Source organism: Nocardia heshunensis (assembly GCF_054782115.1).
This window is the reverse complement of sequence record NZ_BAAGTC010000007.1, coordinates 1-17978: the sequence shown is the minus strand read 5'-3', so window position 1 is coordinate 17978 and position 17978 is coordinate 1. Positions and strand designations below refer to the sequence as shown.

General features: G+C 68.4%; 13 protein-coding genes. 5 read left to right on the top strand and 8 right to left on the bottom strand.

The genetic code is table 11. From position 1 onward, the window contains the following. Nucleotide 1 precedes the first annotated feature (1 nt). A complete protein-coding gene (locus ACYVN4_RS23160) occupies nt 2-643 on the bottom strand; it encodes a response regulator (RefSeq protein WP_460724086.1) in 642 nt (213 codons plus the stop codon). A 54-nt stretch (nt 644-697) separates the two neighbouring features. Beyond that, nucleotides 698-1870: a sensor histidine kinase gene (locus ACYVN4_RS23155; RefSeq protein WP_460724085.1), complete on the bottom strand. Its 1173-nt coding sequence runs from the start codon at nt 1868-1870 to the stop codon at nt 698-700. Nucleotides 1871-2084: 214 nt separating this feature from the next. On the opposite strand from ACYVN4_RS23155, the gene ACYVN4_RS23150 reads away from it, so the two are divergent. The 4 genes from ACYVN4_RS23150 to ACYVN4_RS23135 all read left to right on the top strand — a co-directional run bounded on the left by ACYVN4_RS23150 (nt 2085) and on the right by ACYVN4_RS23135 (nt 10416). Further along, nucleotides 2085-2651, top strand: a complete 567-nt coding sequence (locus ACYVN4_RS23150) for a GlcG/HbpS family heme-binding protein (RefSeq protein WP_460724084.1) — start codon at nt 2085-2087, stop codon at nt 2649-2651. Between the two features lie 159 nt (nt 2652-2810). Further along, nucleotides 2811-4358 carry a TIGR02677 family protein gene (locus ACYVN4_RS23145; RefSeq protein ID WP_460724657.1) on the top strand — a complete coding sequence of 516 codons (1548 nt, stop codon included), beginning with the start codon at nt 2811-2813 and terminating at the stop codon, nt 4356-4358. Continuing rightward, nucleotides 4358-5761, top strand: coding sequence for a TIGR02678 family protein (locus ACYVN4_RS23140; RefSeq protein WP_460724083.1), 1404 nt, complete (start codon nt 4358-4360; stop codon nt 5759-5761). The genes ACYVN4_RS23145 and ACYVN4_RS23140 overlap by 1 nt, the downstream gene beginning before the upstream one ends. Next, nucleotides 5761-10416 carry an SbcC/MukB-like Walker B domain-containing protein gene (locus ACYVN4_RS23135; protein WP_460724082.1) on the top strand — a complete coding sequence of 1552 codons (4656 nt, stop codon included), beginning with the start codon at nt 5761-5763 and terminating at the stop codon, nt 10414-10416. The genes ACYVN4_RS23140 and ACYVN4_RS23135 overlap by 1 nt, the downstream gene beginning before the upstream one ends. 60 nt (nt 10417-10476) lie before the next feature. Here ACYVN4_RS23135 and ACYVN4_RS23130 read toward each other — a convergent pair whose 3' ends face one another. The 3 genes from ACYVN4_RS23130 to ACYVN4_RS23120 form a co-directional block, all read right to left on the bottom strand. After that, the gene (locus ACYVN4_RS23130) at nt 10477-11184 is read right to left on the bottom strand and encodes a hypothetical protein (RefSeq protein WP_460724081.1); all 708 of its coding nucleotides are present in this window, start codon (nt 11182-11184) and stop codon (nt 10477-10479) included. Nucleotides 11185-11481: 297 nt separating this feature from the next. Then, nucleotides 11482-11685, bottom strand: coding sequence for a DUF397 domain-containing protein (locus ACYVN4_RS23125; protein WP_460724080.1), 204 nt, complete (start codon nt 11683-11685; stop codon nt 11482-11484). After that, nucleotides 11682-12563 carry a helix-turn-helix domain-containing protein gene (locus ACYVN4_RS23120; RefSeq protein ID WP_460724079.1) on the bottom strand — a complete coding sequence of 294 codons (882 nt, stop codon included), beginning with the start codon at nt 12561-12563 and terminating at the stop codon, nt 11682-11684. Before ACYVN4_RS23120 ends, ACYVN4_RS23125 begins: the two co-directional genes overlap by 4 nt. Nucleotides 12564-13786: 1223 nt before the next feature. Here ACYVN4_RS23120 and ACYVN4_RS23115 point away from each other — a divergent pair. Continuing rightward, nucleotides 13787-15031, top strand: a complete 1245-nt coding sequence (locus ACYVN4_RS23115) for a hypothetical protein (protein WP_460724078.1) — start codon at nt 13787-13789, stop codon at nt 15029-15031. Nucleotides 15032-15416: 385 nt separating this feature from the next. Here the strand turns inward: ACYVN4_RS23115 and ACYVN4_RS23110 are convergent, their stop codons facing one another. From ACYVN4_RS23110 to cynS, 3 genes are all read right to left on the bottom strand, one after another. Beyond that, nucleotides 15417-15683: a hypothetical protein gene (locus ACYVN4_RS23110; protein WP_460724077.1), complete on the bottom strand. Its 267-nt coding sequence runs from the start codon at nt 15681-15683 to the stop codon at nt 15417-15419. Between the two features lie 215 nt (nt 15684-15898). Next, complete coding sequence (locus ACYVN4_RS23105; RefSeq protein WP_460724076.1) at nt 15899-17311, bottom strand: metallophosphoesterase; 1413 nt, start codon at nt 17309-17311, stop codon at nt 15899-15901. Between the two features lie 127 nt (nt 17312-17438). Then, complete coding sequence (gene cynS, locus ACYVN4_RS23100; RefSeq protein WP_460724075.1) at nt 17439-17909, bottom strand: cyanase; 471 nt, start codon at nt 17907-17909, stop codon at nt 17439-17441. Nucleotides 17910-17978: the final 69 nt, after the last annotated feature.

Genomic DNA, 17978 nt, shown 5'->3' with positions numbered 1-17978 from the left:
GTCAGGTCAGGAGGCGGCGTTCGGTGGCGGTGGCTACGGCGGCGGCTCGGGTGTCTACGCCGAGTTTGTCGTAGATGCGGCCTAGGTGGGTTTTGACGGTGGCTTCGCTGATGTGGAGGGCTCGGGCGATTTCGCGATTGCCCAGACCCTGGGCGAGTTGGGCCAGGATGTCGAGTTCGCGAGTGGTCAAGGTGGGCTGGGGGTTTCGCATGCGGTTCATGACGCGGTCGGCGATGGGTGGGGAGAGCGCCGTACGGCCTTGGGCGGCGGCGTGGATGGCGGTGAAGAGTTCTTCGGGGCGTTCGGCTTTGAGGAGGTAGCCGGTGGCGCCGGCGGCGATGGCTCGGGTGATGTCGGCGTCGGTGTCGTAGGTGGTGAGGACCAGGACGTGGGGGGTTGGGGCGGGGGCTGAGGTGATTTGGCGGGTGGCTTCGATGCCGTCCATGTCGCCGCCCAGTTGGAGGTCCATGAGGACAACGTCGGGGTGGAGTCGGGTTGCGAGGGTGACGATTTCGGGGCCGCTGCCTGCCTCGCCGATCACCTCGATGTCGGGTGCGCTGTCGAGCAGAGCGCGCAGGCCCGCGCGGACCACCGCGTGGTCGTCGCAGATCACCAGCCGGACAGGGGAATTCGTGGCGGTCACGGGCACTCCAGGGAATTCGTGGCGGTCACGGGCACTCCAGGGGATTCGCGGTGGTCATGGCCGGTCCAGCGGGATTTCGGCGGAGATGACGGTGCCGTCGCCGGGGGCCGATTCGACGGTGAGGGTGCCGCCGAGTTGGCGGAGGCGGGCGCGCATGGCGGGGAGGCCGTGGCCGCGGTCGGGGGTGGCGGGGACGGTGGCGGGGTCGAAACCTGCTCCGTTGTCGGCGATGTCGAGGACGAGGCGGTCGCCGAGGTCGGTGAGGGTGAGGGTGACCGTGGTCGCATCGGCGTGCTCGCGGGCATTCGCCAAGGCGCCCTGTGCGATTCGCAACAGCGCGGCCTCGACTCCGGGAGGTAGCCCGGTCGGTGCGCCCTCCACGTGGATGCGCACGGTGAGGGTGTCACCGGCCTCGCGTGCGGCCATCGACTCGAGCGCGGGCACGAGGGAGCCGCCTGCCAGGTCGGTCGGGGTGAGGTCGTGGACGAAGCGGCGGGCCTCGGCCAGGTTGTGTTCGGCGACCGATGCCGCGCCGCGCACGTGCTCGCGAGCGCGAGCGGGCTCGCTGTCCCAGATTCGGTCGGCGGCCTGCAGCAGCATGCTTTGGCTCGACAGACCCTGCGCGAGGGTGTCGTGGATTTCCATGGCCAGGCGCTCGCGTTCGGCGAGAGCGCCTTCGCGGCGTTCGGTGGCGGCCAGTTCGCGGCGGGTCGCGCGTAGATCGTCGATGAGGGCGGCCTGACGTTCGGTCTGGCGCCGCAGGCCGACGAACAGCGCGGTGGTCAGCGCGGCGACCGCGGGCGGAGCGAGCAGCAGGTTGGGGTCCACCCAGTCGGCGAGTTGCAACTGCGCGTAGATGACGAGCGTGGTCAGCCCCGCAACCAGGGCCAGCGCGATGCGCAGGGGCAGGATACGCAGGCCCGTGTACAGCAGCGGGACCGCGCACCACGCGAAACTCGGTGCCAGCACGACCAATACCGACCAAACGGTCACCAGCAGCGCGAACCACAGCACCCGCCGCGAGGCGCGTAGCTCGCTCACCACATAGAGCACGGCCAGCACGAGCGAGAGACCGATCACCCACGGCATGCGCGGGTTGTCGTGGTGGCGCAGCAGATATCGCAGCAGCGAGGCGGCCAGCAACACATAGAACGCGCTGTGCACGATGGTGACGAGCAGCCGGGCATCATCGCGAGGCGGTGTCGGCATCTGGTCGTGGGCGGGCATGCGGGCACCTCCTCGGCGGCAGTGACGTGGGTAAACATCCTCATTCTGCCGTGCCCGCACCCGGGTCGGGGTCAACCGATCGGCTGATACCGGTATCAGCCGGACCGCGTGCGGATTCCCAACCACTGCGCCGATGTGGCGCGGGCCGCGGGCCAGCAGGCTGGAAGTCGAACAGAGCGAACCGCTTTCACCCGAGTTCCATGGAGGATCCGAAATGTCCGAGCAGTCCACTTCCAAGCGCACCAAGTTGATCATCGGCGGCGCGACCGCGGCGGTCGTCGCGGCGGGTGTCATCGGCGTGGTGTCGGTGAACGCGCAGGATCCGGATCCGGGCAGCAAGACCCCGGTGGTCGCCGATGTCGCCAACGGCAATCTGCAGCAGAGCACGCATCTCACCATCGCCGCCGCCACCAAGGCCGCGCAGGCCGCCCTCGACGCCGCCGTCAAGGACAACCAGCATGTGACGGTCGCGGTGGTCGACCGCGACGGCAATACCGTGGTGACGCTGCGCGGTGACGGCGCCGGCCCGCAGTCCTACCAGTCCGCGCAGGAGAAGGCGTTCACCGCGGTCTCCTGGAATGCCCCGACCTCGGTGCTGGCCAAGCGTCTCGACGGCGCGCCGCACCTGGCCGACATCAAGGGCACCCTGTTCCTCGGGGGCGGCACGCCGGTGACCGCCAAGGGTGGCGCGCCGATCGCGGGCATCGGGGTCGCGGGTGCGCCCAGTGGTGATCAGGACGAGAAGTTCGCGCAGGCGGGTGTGGCCGCGCTCGGTTCCTGACGCGCTGCCGGGTAGCTGAGAGGCTGCCGCGACCATGGGAAACGGTTGCCGGGTGCGGTATCGGGCGCGCCGACACTCGGCACGATTCCGAACCGGTCGGCAGGGAGTACTAACCTTCTCCCGGTGACCGAGTCCGCTGACGGATTGCTGCCCGACCCGATGGGGGTCGGGTCCGACGCGTTTCCGCATGCCGACCGGCTGCGTTTGTTCTCCTTCGCCACCGCCGAGAAACGGGTCGATTACCTGTGGGTGTTGCGGGCGTTCGACACCGCGCGCGCCGCGTATGTGGTGCTGCTGCACGCCTCGGATGTCGCTGACACGCTCAATCGTTGCCCGGGCGCACCGGGATTGACTCCGACCGAGGTCGGGCCGCTGCTCGAGCAGTTGCATCAGTGGGGTGTGCTGGAACGCAGCTATGACGGGACGCGTGCGGCCACCCTGGCCGAGTATCGCAACCGGCACTTCGTCTATCAGTTCTCCCAAGCGGGATATCAGGCATATCGGGCGGTTTCGGATGTGCTCGACGCACGGCTCGACGAGGCCGCGCTCTCCCGCCTGGTGCTGCCGGAACTGCTCGCCGATCTGCACACGCTCTCGGAGGCCAACAAGAGCGCCGACGCGCCCCGCGTCTACCGGGTGCTCAACCGTCTCGACCGGGCGCTGTCGGATCTGGCCGAGCGGGCCGCGCATTTCTATCTGACCCTGGGCGATCTGGTCCGCACGACCGAGGCCACGCCGGAGGCGTTCCTCGCGCACAAGGACGCGCTGCTGGCGCACATGCGCGAATTCTCCATGGACCTGGCACGTTTCGCGCCGCGGCTGGCCGCCGCCATCCGCGAGGTGGAGGCGACCGGAGTAGAGGATCTCATCGAGCGGGCGGCGCGCTGCGACGAGCGGGTGCTGCTCAACAATGCTGAGCGCCAAGCCGATTGGCGCGCCCGCTGGCAGGGCCTGCGGGCCTGGTTCATCGGTGACGACGAGGGCGGGCTGACCGAGTGCGAGCGCCTGCGCGAGGCGACCATGAGCGCCATCGCCGCGGTGCTGTCGCTGCTGCGGCGGGTGACCGAGACTCGTAAGGGCGGTGTCAGCCGCGAATCGGCGCTGCGGCATCTGGCCGGTTGGTTCACCGCCGCCCCGTCCGCCGACGCCGCGCACGCCCTCTACGACGCGGTCTTCGGCCTGGGCCGTCCGCGTCACCTGGCCATGCAGCACCCGGACGCGGATGTCATTCCCGCCATCCGATCCTGGTGGGACGCACCGCCTTTGGAGATCGCTCGCACCCTCGCCGAGACCGGCCGCCCGCCCTCCCCCGGCGCGCCCGCCCGGCTACAGCGCAATGACGCGGGGATCCGCCGCCTGCGCCAGGTACAGCTGGACGCCCAGCGCGCCCGCGCCGAGGCCGCCCGCTCGCTGGCCTCCGCCGACCTCTATGACCGGGAACTCGACGAGGGCGAAACCGAGGTGCTACTCAAGCTTCTCGACGCCGCCTCCACCGCGTGGGTGCCGGTCAGCGGTCGGGTCCCGGGCACCTCGGGCTCCGACAACGGCGTGACCCTCACCGTATCCGAGCACCCCGGCTCCACCCTGGTCCGCACCTCCAAAGGCGTTCTGCACCTGAACAATCGCCGCCTGGAAGTACGCGAGACCACGTCGGTCCGCACCCGAAAAGCAGCTGCCACGAAGCCCGACGATGGGGAGGTGGGCTGATGCATGCGCGGAGTATCGATTCGCTGGCGCTGGACAGTTATCAGCGTGCTGCGCGGGTAATTCTGGCCAATCATCTGGTGACTCGTACCTATCCGGATCGGATTGCGCTGCCGCTGCTTCGGCGGTGGGCAACGGAGTTGCGGGAGGATCTGGCCGAGCTGTTCGGGTATCGCTTGGAGGTCACCGAGACCACGGCGCGGCTGTTCCCGGTACTCGACAAGCTGGAGTCCGGGCGGCCCGCCCGCACTACCGGGGACCGGCTGTTCGATCGTCGCCGCTACGCGTATCTGGCGTTGGGGCTGGCGGCACTGGGCCGGGCCGGTGATCAGATCACGTTGTCGGAGTTGGCCGATCAGGTGGCCGCCTATACCGAGCGGATCGACGGGCTCGAGCTGGCGCCCGACCGGGCCGCCGATCGTGACGCGTTCGTGGACGCGGTGGGCTGGCTGGCGGCGCGCGGCGCGGTCACCCTGGCCGATGGCGACGCGGGCGGCTGGGCCAGCGATCCCGAAGCGGGCGAGGCGCTCTACGACATCGACCGGTCGGTGGTGTTCGCCCTGTTCCGCCCGCCGCGGGCGCTGCAGCATCTGCAGAGTGTCACCGGCTTGCTGGGCGAGGAGGCGGGCGGCGCTGATACCCGTTCCCCCGCAATGACTCTCGCGGCGCGCAGGGTGCGTCGTGCGTTGGTTGAGCAGCCGGTGGTGTACGCCGACGAGCTCGACGAACCGGAGCGTTCGCTGCTGGCGCAGGAGAAGCTGGTCACCGAGGTCGAATATCTCACCGGCCTGCGGGCCGAGCGGCGCGCGGAAGGCGTTGCACTGATCGACAGTTCGGGCCGTCTCACGGATGTGCGTTTCCCGGGCACCGGCACGCTCGCCCAGGTCGCGCTGCTGCTGGCCGGTGAAATCGCGGATCTGGTCCTGGATATCGACAATCCGGTGGAGCGCAGGCCCCGGCCGGAACGCCCGTTCACCGATCTCGCCGAGCAGCTGGACAGCGCCATCCCGAGGACGACGGTGTTCGCGCCGCTGGCCGATCCGCTGGATGTCTTCGGTCTGCAGGACGATCCGGACATCGATGAGGATGAGCCGGAGATTCCGGAGTACCCGTTCCTCGAATCGTCGTGGATCCGCGACACCGTGCACATGCTCACCGCCCGCTACGGCAATACCTTCGCCGCGCAATGGCAGGCCGATGTCCCCGGTCTCACCGCCGAGGTGGTGTCGCTGCTGGAGCGCCTGCGCCTGGTCGAGCTGATCGACGGCGGTCTGCTCATCCTGCCCGCGCTGGCCCGCTACCGCGGCGCGATCGTCACCATCCGCACCCGCGCGGAGACCGAATTGTTCATCTCCCCCACGCAACTCGGCGCGGACGGCTCGACAGAGAAGGGATCCGGCGACTGATGGCCGACCACATTCACGGTGGAGTGCGCTTCGTCCCCACCCGCGCGGGCATCATCAACCTGTGGGACTACCGCGACCAGGAGTTCTGCTTTGCCGACGGCCGCCTGGTGCTGCGCGGGCCCAACGGCTCGGGCAAGACCAAGGCGCTAGAAGTCCTGTTCCCGTTCGTGCTGGACGGCCGCATCGAGCCGCGCCGCCTCAACCCGTTCGCGGGCGAAGAACGCACCATGAAGTCGAACCTGCTCTACCGCAAGCAGGAATCGGCGTACTCGTACGTGTGGATGGAGTTCGCGCGCGGCACCTGGGATGAGCCGGAGACGGTCACCATCGGCATCGGCATGCGCGCCACCCGCTCCAACGACAAGGTGACGCGCTGGTATTTCGTCGCCGACGGCCGGGTGGGCGTGGATTTCTCGCTGCTGGGCCCCGACGACCGGCCGTTGACCCGCAAGCAACTGGCCGAGCAGATCGGCTCCGACGCCATCGTGGATCGGCCGGTGGAGTACCGCAATGCCATCGACGGCCGCATGTTCGGGCTCGGCCAGCAGCGCTACGACCAGCTGATCAATCTGATTCTGACGCTGCGCCGTCCGCAGCTGGCCAAGAACCTGGACCCGCGTGGTCTGTCGCAGGCGCTGACCGACGGTCTGCGGCCGCTCGACGAGCAGCTGATCCTCGACGCCGCCCGCTCCTTCAGCGATATGGAGGAGGTGGGCCGCACCCTCGAGGGTCTCATCCAGGCTGATACCGCGACCCGCGATTTCGTCAAGGTGTACCGCAAATACCTTGCCGTGCAGGCAAAGTCGGATGTCGACCAGGTGCAGACCCGGTTGGACGCGGTCACCCACGCCGGTACCGCCCTGCACGCCGCCGCGGCCCTGCGCAAGCGCCGCGACACGGAGCGCACCGCCGCCGAGACCCGCGCCGAAGACGCCGATCGCGCCTACGAGCAGGCCCTCGCCGACCGCGAAACTCTGCAGCGCTCCAGCGCTTACGAGGGCAAACAGCAGCTCGACGATCTCGCCGACGCGGTACGCCGCCTGGAATCCTCGGCCGCCGTGCACAGCGACAAGGCGCTGAAGTCCCGGCAGACCGTGGATCAGCGCGCCGAGGAATCCGAACGCGCCCGCGCCGCCGTGGCGAACGCCTCCTCCGCCCTGGCCCGCGGTGAGGACGAATTGCGTTCCGTCGCAGAGGAAGCGGGCATCGCCTGGACGTCGCTGCCGGAATCGGCCCGTAGCGACCACCTCACCACTACGGTCCGCTCCCACGCCGAGGAACGCGACGCCGACGTCCGCGCCGTGCGACGCGCGCTGACCCTGGTAGACCAGGCCGTCACCGAACGCACCCGGGCCGAACGAGCGGGCCAGCGCGCGGTCGAACTGCGCGACGCCGCCACCGCCGAACTCGCCGAAGCCGAGGCCGAGGTAGCCTTGGCGCGCGCCGATGCCGCCACCGCGCTGCGTGATTGGTGGGACACCCATCGGGAGGTCTACTCCCCCATCCGCACCGGTCTGTTCGAAGCGATCAACGACGCCCTCGGGGCCGTTGGCACCGAGCAGGTTCCGCGGCCGAGCAAAGCGGTCGGCAAAGGCAAGAAGGGGCGCGGCGGCAGTGCCGCGACCGACAGCAGCATGGCCAACGGCAACGGTGCCAACACGCACGACGAAGTGGCCCGAGGCGACGGCGCTGTCACCCGCGACGACGCGGTGCGAGACACCGCACTCGGTGATGTGGCGGCCGGAACCCGCTCCACGACAACCGGATCCGGTGGTGCGGCGCTCGCTGCGGCCGAGTCGCGGGCGTCGATCGCGGCGGCTCTCGACGACGACACCGCACCCGCGACCCCGGCCGAGGCGCTCGCCGAGCGCACGGAGCCGCTGACCGATGAGATCCGCGCGCGACGGCAGGAGGCGCGCACCCGTGCCGCGCAGGCCACCGCGCGAGCGGGTGAGCTGCGGGCCGAGCGCGAGTCCGTGGCGGCCGAACGCGATGACGCGCCACCGGCTTTCGCGGCCCGCAGCGACGTTCGGCCCGATCGTCCGGGTGCCCCGCTGTGGCGCTTGGTCCGTTTCGCCGATCAGGTCGGGGCGGCGCAGGCGGCGGGTATCGAGGCGGCGTTGCAGGCCACCAACCTGCTCGACGCCTGGGTGTGTCCCACCGGCGAGCTGCCCGAGCACGCGTCCGACCAGTTCCTGGTGCCGCTGCCGGCGCAGGAGCGGCCGTCGGGGCGCACTCTCGCCGATGTCCTGGTGGTCGAGGACGACACCGATTCGCTGACCGTGCCGCGACAGACGGTGGCCGATGTCCTCGCCTCGATTGCGCTGCACGAGTTTTCCACGAGCGCGGCCGGTACCGACGCAGGCACCGGTCGCGACAAGTCAGGTCCCGACGTCGGCAAATCCGATACCCGCGCTCTCCAGGCGAGTGGCGACGCGCTCCGGTCCGGTGGCGGCGCTGGCGAGTCCGGTACCGGCCTGGCGCTCCGGGCATCCGGCGCGGCGGCGCAGCCGGTTTCGAGCACCGGCGGGGTCGCGGTCGCCACGGACGGCCGCTACCGCCAAGGGGTTCAGGTCGGCCGCCATTTCAAGGCCGATGCGGAATTCATCGGCACCACCGCGCGCGCACGGCGTCGCGAGGTGCGGCTGGCCGAGCTGGCCGCAGCGATCGAAGCGGCCATTGTCGAGGCGGATACGGCCAAGGCCGAGGAGCAGGCCGCCACCGAGGAGCTGGCGCGTATTTCCGCCGCCGCCAAGGCTCTTCCGCGCACCACCGGCGTGACCGCCGCGCTGCGCGGGGTCGCCGAGGCGGCGGGCATGTTGCGCTCGCGGTCGGAGGCGGCCGCGCAGGCCGAGAAGGATCTGGATCAGGCGGTCGCGGATTACACCGCCGCGGACAAGAAGGTGCGCGCCATCGCCGCCGATCACCGTGCGCCCCGCGATCCGGCGGAACTGGACGCTTTGGCCGCTGCCGTCAGGCATTTCGAGAACGCGGGCACCGCGCTACTGCGGTTGCGCGGCGACCATCAGCGCGAGCACGAACGCGCCCGGGAGGCCGGGGACCGGCTCGACGAGTCGAAGGATCTCGCGGAGGCGTTCGCGGAAGAGGCCGAGGCCGCGCGCTCCGGGTACGAGGAGCAGTCGCGCAAGCTCGAGATGCTGCGGGAGGCGCTCGGGGCCGGAGCCGCCGACATCGACCGGGATCTGGAGACCGCCCGCGCGAAGATCGATGCGGCACGCGCCGAGCAGAAGTCGGCCCGCAAGGCGGCCTCGGAAGCCATCGAGGCGGTCGGTACCGCCGAGGGCGCGCATCGGGCCGCACACGACACGCTCGGCACCGCGCTGGCCGAATTGCTCTCGGATGTCCGGCATCTGGCTCCGTACGCGCGGCCGGATCTGCTCAGCCTGCTGGGCGCGCCCGCCAAGACCCGGTGGCCCAGTAGTGATGCCGCCTGGTCGACGCCGGAGCAGTTGCTCTACCGGATCGAGAACGGCGATCCTGAGCAGGAGCTCACCGTGCTGCCGGTGGAGGTGACCGAGCTGTTCGAGAATCTCGCCGCCGCAACGGCTTCGGTGCGAGTGGGCGAGGCGGCACGCAAGTCGACCCGCAGTGCGGTCACCACCGCGTTGCAGGAGTTCGATGCCGCGCTCACCGCGGCCCGACAGGACTACCGCTTGCACTGGGATGCCGCCGACGGGCTCACCGTGGTGCAGGTGCACGACGATCACGGCCTTTCTGCTTTGGCCGATTTCGCCGAGCGGATCGGTTCCGCGCGCCGCGATCAGGAGCTGCTGCTCACCGACGCCGAGCGCCGCATCCTGGAGGACGCGCTGCTGACCGGACTGGCCCAGCAAATCCACGAACGCACCTGTGACGCACGCGAACTCATCTCCCGCATGGGTGCGGAGATGAAGCAGCGGCGCATGTCCTCGGGCAACACCATCGGCGTGCACTGGGTGCTGGCCGACAACCTGTCCGAGCCCGCTCGCGCGGTCTGCAAGCTCCTGGACCGCGACTCCTCCGACCTCACCCCGGAGGATCTGTCCACCATCCGCGCCTACTTCGCGGCCGAGATCCGCACCGCCCGCGCGGCGCACCCGGAGCGTTCCTTCCCTGAAATCCTCGCCGCCACCCTCGATTACCGCACCTGGCGGACCTTCGCCTTCACCATCCTCAACGCCGACGGCACCGAGGACCGCCTCACCGTGGCCCGCCACAGCGCCCTCTCCGGCGGCGAACAGTCGGTCTCCCTGCACCTTCCGCTCTTCGCCGCCGCCCACGTCATGCTCGACTCCGCCGACCCCCAGGCCCCCCGCCTGCTGGCCCTCGACGAAGCCTTCGCGGGTGTCGACGACAACGGCCGCAGCGAACTCCTCGGCCTCTCCGTCCAATTCGACCTCGACCTGTTCATGACCGGCTACGACCTCTGGATCACCTACCCCCACGTCCCCGGCTGCGCCCACTACGACCTCGCCCACTCGGCGGCCGAAAACACCGTCAGCGCCACCCTCCTGGTCTGGGACGCCGCCGACCTCCTCGCCGAACACGACGGCACCGACCTCACCACCGCCCTCGGCTCCCCCAACCGCCGCCGCCTCCCTCACGGCCTGGAAGGCGCCATCCCCCTCGACGAGGAACTCGAAACCGTCAGCTGACCTTTCACACCGATCGGGAGCCCGAGCCGAAGGCCCGGGCTTCCCACGTCATACGATCGGTCAGCACGCGGTGATCTCGGCCATGTCGATGCCGACGAAAACGATCTGCTCGCCGCCCATCGGAGCATAGGCACGTCGCGTTGCGGGGATGATGACTCCGTCGACGTCGCGGTAGTCGGCGGCGTGCAGCTGAGACTCGACGGTACGGCCGACGATGTCGATGCTGAAGTCGTGACGGCACAGCAACCCGTCCGGACCGAAGCAGAACACCTGTGTGCGGGTATGGCTCTTGATGTGGTCGGGGAAGGTAACCTTCAGCCGCCGCCACTCTTCGCCGTCGGCCTCGATCGAGGCGATCTCTTCGGTAACGAATCCTGGCCAGGTGAACAGGAACGGCGTAGTCAGGTATGTCCACAATGCTTCGCCGGTGAAGTAGGCGAGATGCAGGTCGTCCCAAGGCGTTTCGAACTGGTGGCCGTCGAATGACCGTTCCGGGTCGTCGCGCGTGGCGACCACCGTACCGACGGGTTGTTGCAGGACAACGCGGTCGGGCTCGAAGACCGACCGGCGGTCCTGGCCAAGGAAATCCATGGTCAGCCGTTCCCGCGTGGTGTCCGCCTCGACACGGATCTTCGTGAGCGCGTCGGTCTTGCCCTTGATCTGCCAGAAAGCCCCCGTGATGCTGGCATCAATGGTGATCGTGTGGATCCGGTTCCACCGGTCCAAGCCGCCGTGCGCGGCGATGGCGTGCCCGAGTAGATCATTCATGGTTGCACTCCTCAATTGACGGCGCCCCGACCACCGCTCAGACCGGGGCCGGTGAGCTGAGACACCCGGCAGTCGTCGTGGGTACCGGGGTCCTGACATGCGGTCATGCCAATCACCTCCTACTGATACAGAGGTGAGCCAGCGTCGAAAATCATCGGTGCCCGGTCCCCTCGGGCCGGATCCGGTGAGCGACAACAAGTCCGGAATGTGGCGGCGAACCCCGCCGCCGATCTCGGCCCGCAACGAAACAGGGAGCCCGGGCAAGACGCCCGGGCTCCCCCCATTCCGCACGATCCGTCAGGCCAGATCGAACCGTCCGGACTTCACGGCGGCATTGAATGCGGTCCACTGGTCGGCCGGGAACATCAACTCGGGGCCGCCAGGGTTCTTGGAGTCGCGGACACCTGTCGCCGACTCCAGGTGAGCGACTTCCACGCACGCGTCCTGGTTCGCCGAACGGCTGCTCTTGTACCACTGTGCACCCTGTCGGGCGGTGCTCATGCTTCGTACTCCTTCGCTGTGTGCGCCAACAGATCCCGTGTGTGCTGTTCATCCAACGCATGGCGATTGATTTCCACAAGACCACTGCGGTAACGGTCCACCTTGTCCGATTGGTCCAGGTAAAGCGCTCCGGTGAAGCCTTCGACGTAGACCACGGGCGGTTCGGTCCACTTCGTTTTGAGGTCCTGTGCGGCGCGGGTGGGGAATTCCATCAGGACGAAGTGGCCGGTCTGGAGGCCGATGTGGGAGCCGACCGTTTGCGGCACGACTCTGATGGACACATTGCGGCGCTGACCGATCTGGATCAGGTGCCGAAGCTGCTCCGCCATGACCGCGGGCCCGCCCACCTGATGATGAACGACCGCCTCCGACAAGAGCGCCACGATCGAGAAGGCCGGGTCTCGCAGCCGCTCTTGCCGTTTGGTTATCACTTCCACGTGCTGCTCCACGGCGGCAGTGGGCATACCCGGATACGCGGTCCACTGGACGGCGCGACGGTACTCGGCAGTCTGCAGCAAGCCCGGCAGCAGCGTCAGTTGCCACGTGGTCAGCCGTTTCGCCGCATCCTCGAGCCCGAGGTACAGATCGAAATGGGTCGGGACCGAGTCGCCGTACGAGTGCCACCAGCCCGTCTTCTGCGCTTCCTCGATCAGCCCCAGCAGGGCTTCCGTCTCGCGCTCCGGAGCCTCGTAAAGCTCGCACAGCGCCCGGATCTCGAGGTACTTCAGCTTCACGGCCTGCCCGCCCTCGAGTCTCCACATGGTTTGCGGAGAGCACTGAATCGCTTTGCACGCGGCCGCCGTGGTCACCTTCGCCGCTTCTCGCAGTCGCCGCAATTGGCGGCCGAGTATCCGGCGCGGAACGGTCGAACCAGACATCCCGTTAGCCTCACTATCGTCTATGCGCGGTTTTGGAATGGTTTTCCGAAAGTGATTGGAATATGGATGGATTGGGCGAGGAAACTGCCTTCTGGAATATTCCCCCATCAGGGCGACAGGTGTCTACTGAGACTGCCCCCGGATCGCCGCGAAACCCGCGGTTCCAATCGGTTCCGGCCTCCCGTGTGCTCCTTCGCAGGACCGGGAACTGCTCGGCAGGCTCGATTCCGGGGGCTCCGAAAGAGCAACGCCAACAGTCGGAGTCACCATGTTCGGAATTTCGATCGAAAATCATGAGGCGATAACCGCGATGTCCACTGGCTACGCCCGCGAGGTGTTGCGAGTCCATTCCGAATGCCCGGTTTCTGTATGCGGCAAGAAGCGTCAAGCCATTGCGGTCATTCGGGAATCCGATGAGCGAGTCGGAGGTAGGGCATGAGCTTCGTCTCGCATGATGCGCCGGACTATCCGGTCATGAATCTCGCGGCGGCGCAACGGGGGCGGGGGGTGCATCGCGGGTGCGGGGAGGAGTGTGATGCTCGGCGGTACTTCGAGGAGTTGGTGCCGCGGTTGGAGGTTGCGGCTCGGGAGGTGAGGGCGTTGCGGGGGACGTGGAATATCTGGGGTGGTCCGGGATGACCGATTCACCGACCGATTCGGGAACCGCGTGGTGGTCGGTGAGGTTGCTGACTCGGCGAAACCGGTGGGAGCAACCTCGCCGAACCGCAACGGGCACAGGCCCAGTCACTCGCCCTGTGGCTCATCGGTGCCGATCCGGAATCCCGGGACACCCACCGAATCGTCACAGGACGAACCGGAGCCACAGCTCGCGCAACACCAGCGACTCGGAAGCCGCCCCCGAATCCCTGTTCATCGCCGCCCCACCCCGAGCGCGGGCGCTGGTTGCCCCGCGACGCGGAAGCCCGTTTCCGCCTTGACCTCTGCCGATTTACCGACGTTCGCGCGCTATGTCCGACCGGTCCGGTTCGCAATCCGGTTGGGGGCGAGGCGGGATCGGCAACCCCACTGGACGGCGAGGTGGAGCGGGTCTTCGTACTGCCCTGACTCACACCCGAATCCGCGTGTCGCGGCGCGGCGCGCCGTAAGGATTGGACCATCGGCAAATCAACAGTTTCGCGGTTGGGCAAACATCGACTAGAAATGTTCTCCGTGCCCACCGGAATCACCTGTCAGCCATCGGGACTCCCTGGACGGGGGTCCAGATGACAATTGAAAATCCGCGCGAGGACGACGTCAGTCAGCTGGCGCAACGGGTCGAGAAGGCCCGGGGTCGGCTGGCCTACCAGTACGATCCCGCCCTCACCGATGCGCTGTCGGAGACCGAGCTGGTCGCCGAGCGTCAGCTAGCCGAGCGCATTCGCGAGCAGGAGCGGGCTCAACGCTGGAAGCAGGCCGAGGCCGCGGCCGGTCAGGCCGACCGTGCTCGGCAGACCACCGAGGAAATCGAGAAGGCCGACATTCGCGACTTGCTGCTCGCCCGCAAGGCGATCGCCGCACAGCGGCGAGAATCGAGCCCGCACGCCAAACTGGCGTCGCTGTACAAGCATCGGGCGTGGAGCCAGCGTGCGCTCGCCGGTGTGGTCGCGGCTGGCATGCTGTGGTCCGCGGTCAACGTGCAGCACAATATTGCGCCGGGCGGTGCGAGCGATCCGCTCTACTGGTTCAGCTATCTGCTCGAAGGCATGATCAGCGTCTGCCTCGTGATCATCATGATCGGCACCAACAAGGTGGCTGAGTGGGGTGTGATCGACAGCCGCCGCCAGGTGGTGGTGGCCGAGATGGCGCTGTTGAGCTTGACGGTCATCCTGAACACCTACCCGTACATCAAGACCGGCAGCTGGTACGACGTGGCCGTGCACGCCATCGCACCGGTCATGATCGGTGTGTCGCTGCTGATCCACAATGCCGCGGCCGGACGCTACGGCCTGGCCATCGTGCGGGCCACCGACCAGATCCGGGATCTACCCGACCCAGGCGAACAACTACGCCGTGCCGCGCCGACCGTAGTGTCCTGGCCGTCGCGCCCGCAGCCGACGCCGATGCCGACCCAGACCCCGGCGCTGACCGCGGCCCCCGCCGAGTCCGCGCGGACCGTCGAGGCCGACGCCCAGGTGATCGAGCCCGAGACCCGGGCCACCCGGTCCGAGTCCAACGGCAATGGCAACGGGTCCAACGGCAACGGCAAGTCCGAGAGTCATTCGGACAACGGCAAATCCGCCAACAAGGATCGCCGTTCCGCCACCGGCAAGCCCCGCAAGGCCGAGGAGGACGAGCGGTCCCCGCTCGCCGACCTGGCCGACCCGGTCCCCCCGCTGAATGTCTACGACACCGGTCAGTTCCGGATCGCCGAGACCCTGGAGCAGGAACTCGCCGAACTCCAGGCCGCCCGTCGTCGCGCTCGCGCCGCGTCGCGCTCCCGCAACGGCAGTGGCCTCGACGACGACTGAATCGTGTGAGCCGAATCGGCCGGTGCCCCAGTGACATCGGCCGGATACGCCAGCACCCCGGTGATCCGCAGCCAGCGGCCCACCGGGGTGGCGTCGTTCAGGGGCCTGAATCGCCTTCTCCGGGCCGAGATCATCTCGGCCGGACTCGGTTGGCCGCTCAACCGATCCCCCGTCATCTCGGCGCGTTCTCAGCCGGAATCCACACGCGTAGCACGGCTACCACCGGTGTGGGTCCCGCCAGCTACCGCCGGTGTCAATTCCGGCCGAAGCATGCGGAGATGACGGGGGTGGCTGCACACCAGATTTCCGACAGCCGAGATCGCTTCAGCGGGTGCGGGAATCGAGCGTGCCGCGCCGGGATCGGTTCGGGGGTTACCGGATCGGATCAGGGAGCAGGAGCGTCGGCCGGGACGACGACGGCCGACCGCGGCTGGGCCGGGGTGCCCGCGTGCTGGACGTACCCGAGCCAACCGGTGCCGACGAACACGGCGAGCAGCACCGCGGTGGGCAGTTCGAAGATGAACCACCCGGTGGCGCAGAGGACATCGCGCACGGAGTGGGCGGGGCGTGCAACGTGGGTGGCGCGAACGGGCGGGCGCTGATGCCGGAGTGTGCCGTGATTCGAACGGTACTGCCTGCCCTGCCTGCCCACCGTGCCTCCGTACCTAGAGAAGTGCCGAACCCAGCATGCCCAATCGAAGGTGCGCGCACAGCGGTGAACGACCGGACATTTCGATGTCCGCTCGAGGCGCGCATCAGGCAGTATGCCCAAATGCCCGGACATCCGGGGCACAATGACCGGACATACCGCCAGGTCTCGAAATCCGGTGTGTCGCGCGCGAAATCCGCTCGCCGCCCGGGGTGGTTTCAGCCGATGCTGCCGCGCAACCCCGAGAAGTCACGCAGCACAACATGATTGCGATCCACGAGGCTGCCGAGCGGGTGGTCGGGATGCAATCCCATGTATTGACTGCGAGTCCGGGTGCTCCAGCGCCGCGCCGCCTCCGAACGCGTCTTGTAGAAGTTGACCATGTATCCGCCCTCGTAGACGCGCACCAGCGTGTACCCGCCCGGGTACTCCTTGACCGCGCCCACCTCGAGGAATTCCACGCCGACCCCGGAGTCCGGGCGGCTCAGCCGATTCCGGTGTGTGTGCCCGCTGTGGTGCAGGAACACCCCCGGCGCGTGCGCATAAAGCGCGTGCAGCGTGGCCGCGCTGAAGCGGTCCAGCACGAACCCGGGTCCGCCCGGATTGCTCACCGCCGCATGCCTGGTCACCGGATGGTGGCCGAAAACCAGTGTTGGCCGGTCCGGTTCGCCGCGCAGCAGTTCCCGCAGGTGGGCGAGCTGGGACGGGTCGAGGGTGCCGCCCGCCCCGCGTGCCCGCGTGGTGTCGAGCCCGATCAGCCGCAGCCCGCCGACGAAGTATTCGACGAGCCGCTCGCGCGGGTGGAACACCTCACCCCAGTGGTCGGTCTCCTCCGGCGGCCGGATGTCGTGATTTCCTCTGCACACGAAGTAGTCCCGGCCCAGCGTGCCCCACTCGTCGAGGCGTTCGCGCACGCCGCGTGCCTGTTCGGCCGTCCCCGAATCGGTCATGTCGCCCGCCACCACCAGCTGGTCTACGCCCCGGTCCGGCACGCGCAGATCCTCGAGGACGGCCTGCAACATGAAGTCCGGGTACTCGTCGGTGCCGTGCCGCACCCCTTCGAACAGTCCCGCGAACAACCCGCTGGCAGGTTCCCCGTAGTGCAGGTCATTGGTCAGCGCGAGGGTGCGCAGCAGTCGCCCCGGCGGCGGTGTCAACGTGGTGAAAATGCCGGTGGATTCCGGCGTTCCGGACCGCCGGGTCACCAGCGTGCGGCCTGGCGTGGCCCGACGGCCGTCGGAGTACGCCTCGAAGCGATAGGCGCGCCCCGGTTCCAGATCCCGGATCTCCGCGTAGTGGTAGGCCGTCCGCCGCCCCTCGAAATGCCAGGTGCGCGGCGCTTCGCGGCCGTCGGCGGGCGCGATGCGCACCTCGGTGTCGGCGGGCACCGGCCGTAGTCGCCCGGTCCGGTTACGTGCCCGGGTGGTCCAGGTGATGACGGCCGAATGATCGGTCACCGTCACGACTTCCAGGTCCGAGGCCACCACGACCTCGCCCTGCGCTCGTCGTGTCTCGGTGGTGAACAGCGGGCGCTGGTTGGCGAACAGCGGGCGCGGGGCGCGCACGGCCACCGCCGCCCCCGCACTCGCCGCATTGGCCAGCCACATGGTTCGAAGTCGCGGTTCCAGCATCACATCTCCGTCCGCCGAAGCTCCTTGAAGGCGACGGTACGGTTACCAGATAAACCTCCAGGTGCCCGCACATGACCGATCAGCTTCCAATTTCGGACATTCAGGTCATCTCCGGGCTTTCCGGACGTCAGAACGGTTTGGTGGGCAAGTACTTTCCGTCCAGGGTGATGACCGCGCGCTCGCCGCCCTCGGGGTCGGCGACCTTCTTCACGTCGAGCTTGAAATTGATCGCGGAGATGATGCCGTCGCCGAACTGCTCGTGCACCAGGGCCTTCAGGGTGGTGCCGTAGACCTGCAGCATCTCGTAGAAGCGGTAGATGGTCGGGTCGGTGGGGACGCCGCCGGGGATCGAGCCGCGCAGCGGGATGGTCTGCAGCAGGCGGGCCGCCTCGTCGTCGAGGTCGAGCAACTCGGCGACCGCGAGCGCGGACTTCTCCGGCAGCGGGTGCTGGCCCAGGATGGCGGCGGTGACGAAGGCGGGCGAGAGCCCGGCCGCGTCCGCGATCTGCTGCCAGGTCAGGTCTTTGGCGATCTTGGCGGCGACGGCGATATCGGCCAGCGCCTCGCGGGCGGTCGGATCGAACTGTGCGTGCACCATATCGGTGGCTCCTTAAGTTCTTGTGTGTTCAGTACGTTGTGCTGGATACCCGGGCGGGTCGGGTGAGGC

Excerpts from the sequence above, each read along its gene's own strand:
- ACYVN4_RS23155 (WP_460724085.1), bottom strand. The coding sequence starts at position 1,870 with ATGCCCGCCCACGACCAGATGCCGACACCGCCTCGCGATGATGCCCGG.
- ACYVN4_RS23150 (WP_460724084.1), top strand. The coding sequence starts at position 2,085 with ATGTCCGAGCAGTCCACTTCCAAGCGCACCAAGTTGATCATCGGCGGC.
- ACYVN4_RS23145 (WP_460724657.1), top strand. The coding sequence starts at position 2,811 with ATGGGGGTCGGGTCCGACGCGTTTCCGCATGCCGACCGGCTGCGTTTG.
- ACYVN4_RS23140 (WP_460724083.1), top strand. The coding sequence starts at position 4,358 with ATGCATGCGCGGAGTATCGATTCGCTGGCGCTGGACAGTTATCAGCGT.
- ACYVN4_RS23135 (WP_460724082.1), top strand. The coding sequence starts at position 5,761 with ATGGCCGACCACATTCACGGTGGAGTGCGCTTCGTCCCCACCCGCGCG.
- ACYVN4_RS23130 (WP_460724081.1), bottom strand. The coding sequence starts at position 11,184 with ATGAATGATCTACTCGGGCACGCCATCGCCGCGCACGGCGGCTTGGAC.
- ACYVN4_RS23125 (WP_460724080.1), bottom strand. The coding sequence starts at position 11,685 with ATGAGCACCGCCCGACAGGGTGCACAGTGGTACAAGAGCAGCCGTTCG.
- ACYVN4_RS23120 (WP_460724079.1), bottom strand. The coding sequence starts at position 12,563 with ATGTCTGGTTCGACCGTTCCGCGCCGGATACTCGGCCGCCAATTGCGG.
- ACYVN4_RS23115 (WP_460724078.1), top strand. The coding sequence starts at position 13,787 with ATGACAATTGAAAATCCGCGCGAGGACGACGTCAGTCAGCTGGCGCAA.
- ACYVN4_RS23105 (WP_460724076.1), bottom strand. The coding sequence starts at position 17,311 with ATGCTGGAACCGCGACTTCGAACCATGTGGCTGGCCAATGCGGCGAGT.
- cynS (WP_460724075.1), bottom strand. The coding sequence starts at position 17,909 with ATGGTGCACGCACAGTTCGATCCGACCGCCCGCGAGGCGCTGGCCGAT.